The sequence below is a fragment of the Lacticaseibacillus zhaodongensis genome (assembly GCF_009687905.1).
Taxonomy (GTDB): Bacteria; Bacillota; Bacilli; order Lactobacillales; family Lactobacillaceae; genus Lacticaseibacillus; species Lacticaseibacillus zhaodongensis.
In genome coordinates, this window is record NZ_BLBG01000023.1 from 1 (window position 1) to 2,922 (window position 2,922).

Annotated in this window: 1 protein-coding gene; it reads right to left on the reverse strand. The window is 47.8% G+C overall.

The features are described 5' to 3' along the window. Nucleotides 1-2,461, reverse strand: a 2,461-nt coding sequence (locus GN107_RS10325) for a KxYKxGKxW signal peptide domain-containing protein (RefSeq protein WP_155288063.1), incomplete at its 3' end; no start/stop codon positions are given. Nucleotides 2,462-2,922: the final 461 nt, after the last annotated feature.

The window sequence follows — 2,922 nt, forward strand, 5'->3', positions numbered from 1 at the left end:
CGCCAGATTCAGAAATCGTCTTGCTGGACTGTGGTGCGCCAAGTTCACTAGTGATCCCGGTCTTGTCGTAGAAATCACCACGACTCACTGAAACTGCATCGCCAGATTCAGAAATCGTCTTGCTGGACTGTGGTGCACCAAGTTCACTAGTGATCCCGGTCTTGTCGTAGAAATCATCACGACTTACTGATACCGCATCGCCACTCTCAGCTTTATCTGCCTGTGGTGCGCCAACTTCCACCTTTTCGTACTCAACATCAGTGTAAGTATCAAGCGCGGTACCATCGGGACTTGCCTTCAACTGAGCAATAATTGCATCAGCAGTAATGTCGCCTGTAGTATCGACAGTGTACCCATCAATGTGTGGCGCCTGAACTGCACCAAAATCGCTATCTACGGAGAAGTTGGTTTTGGTCTTGTTGCCAGCGGAATCAGTGACTTCGGTGTAAGTAATCGTAATCGTCCGATCATAGTCGGCTGGAAGAACGGACGCGTCCCCGTCATCGCCATCGCTCAGTTCGTACTCAACGTGGTTAGTTGCCGTGATGGACTTGTGGACACTCGTGCTGGAAGGGAAGTAAATGATTGTTGACTGGATAACACCGTTATCGCCGTCTTCACTGGCCTTGGCCACGATAGCTTTTTCATCTTCAGCAGTGTTGGCCACGTTAGAATCATTGGTGATGTATCCAGCAATCTCAGCTGGTGTGATCGCATCCAAGCCACCCTGGGGAGCAAAGTTGCTCTTCGTAACCGTGCCATCAGGAGCGGTAGTTTCATCATAATCAACCGTCACGTCCCGGGTCACTGGTGCGGGGAGCTTGCTTGCATCCCCATCAGCGCCGTCAGCGTACGCAAAGTTAACGACCTGTTTAACCGTCGTTGTCTTGTGTACTGTTACGGGCTTTGCAGCCGTGTAGGTAACCGTCGTCGTTGTATCACCAAGCGGCTTGCTAGGATCGGTCTGCAGCTGCTTAAGCAGTGCGCCGCTATCCACGTCACCAGCAACCTTGCTGGTGTAACCCTTCAATGCTGGTGCGTTAAGCGCGTCAAAATCCTTATCGATTTTGACGTTGCTGTAACTGACCTTGCCATCAGTACCGGTGGTCTTGTCATAGTTAACGGTCATGGTCCGGTCATAGTTAGCTGGCAGTTTAACAGCGGTATCTTTGGTATCGCTATCTGCGTAGACAACGTGGTTTGTAATCGTGGCCGTCAGATGCTCGACTTTTGGTGCTGCGGGAGTGCTGCCTGTATCCAAGTTCGGTGCATCGGTTCCGAGGCCGTTAAGTACTTTTACGGCACCAGAGAAGTTATTCTGAAAGCCGATAACAGTCGAGTCAGGAGCAAGAACGGTGAAGCCACCCTGATCCGCATTGGTCAGGTCAAGTGTCGTCCCATCCGTACTGGTGATAACTGCACCAGTACCCTTAAGGTTGGCGCTACCAAGGTTAACCGTGCCACCACCGGTAATGTTAATGATGACTTTACCGCCGTCAGGATTAGAAATGTTAAGCCATGGATTTCCGCCTTGCAAAGCGGAAGAGTCAATAGTGTAGACATAGTTACCTTGACTATCTTTTTTAGCCTTGCTGGTATCAATGCTAAAGCCACCATTTTGTGGGGCTAGTTTGGTGGACGCATCGCTCTTCGTTAAGGTGTCAGCAATTTGCGCAGCAGCTGTGCTCAGTTGCTCCGCCTGAGTCTTAACAGAATCACTGCTGAATTGGAGCTTCTTATCGCTAATCGCGGCGGGAATCTGGGATGGTAAAGCGCCCTGCCCAGAAACTGCACCATTACCGGTAATCAGAACGCCACCACCGAAGTTGTTGGTATTGGTTCCGGCAACAAGGTTACCTTCAACGATGTTGGTCCCCGTCTGTGCAAGACCACCAGTCTGATTAGAATTACCGATTTCGAAGCCATCGGTTGAAATAATCGGCGCAGTCATGTACTTGCCAGTGGTGTTACCACCATTGGTAATGGGACCGTGACTCTTCAGATAGTCCAGGATGATTGCTGCATTTGCTGGATTAGTTGGATCCTTCAACTGCTCTGTAGGATAGCCTTTCAAGGCATCACCCAAGCTAGCCTTCTGATAACCAGTAGTTGGTACAATCGTCCAACTGTCGTCCTTAACGATGAGCTTCAAGTGGCCCTGAACGATCGCCTGCAGTTCACTCTCATCAAAATGAACGGAACTGGAACCATCCTTGGTTTCATCGACAAAATTGCCACTCGCAATGGCGTTCTTAACAGTATCCTGAAAATTCTTATAATTAGCGTTCGAATTCGAGTAGTTACTATCACTACTAGATGCATTGACCGGCACCATCGGACTCAACACTGCCGGGGCAATCGCAACCCCAGACATCGCAACCACAAATAGGCCAGCGACCATCCACCGCTTGCCATCTTTGTACATCTTAAAATGTAATTTCACGTCTCTATTACGTTGCATAGCTAATCCCTCAACTTTGAAAGTCAAATCCCCAAAAGACTTTGTGTTTTAACTGGTATATATATAAGAAAACCATTATGTGTATTCTACGTCTCACTATATTTGTACTGCGTATTTGCAAGATTGTCAATGATTATAGTTACCTATTACAACATTTATGCGAATCTGCGCAAACCCGGCAGAACAGCGTGTTGACTGGGCATAACATTCGTCATTATTGCCACGAAAACAACCCGATTTTGCCACTTTTGAGCTCGCTTTCCAGGGTGTGTCAGGTTCAACTTATCGAGACATTAGACCGAAATTGATCAACAAAGCTCACCTATATTAAATTAATCATATAAATAAGCTGACGGTGATTAGTTAGTGGCAAATTAAAAAAATGGGGTTGTGACAAAACCCCTCAAAAGAAGAGGACGAGGCCAGAAATTTCTCAAATTTCTGGCCCCGTCCTTTTTTGT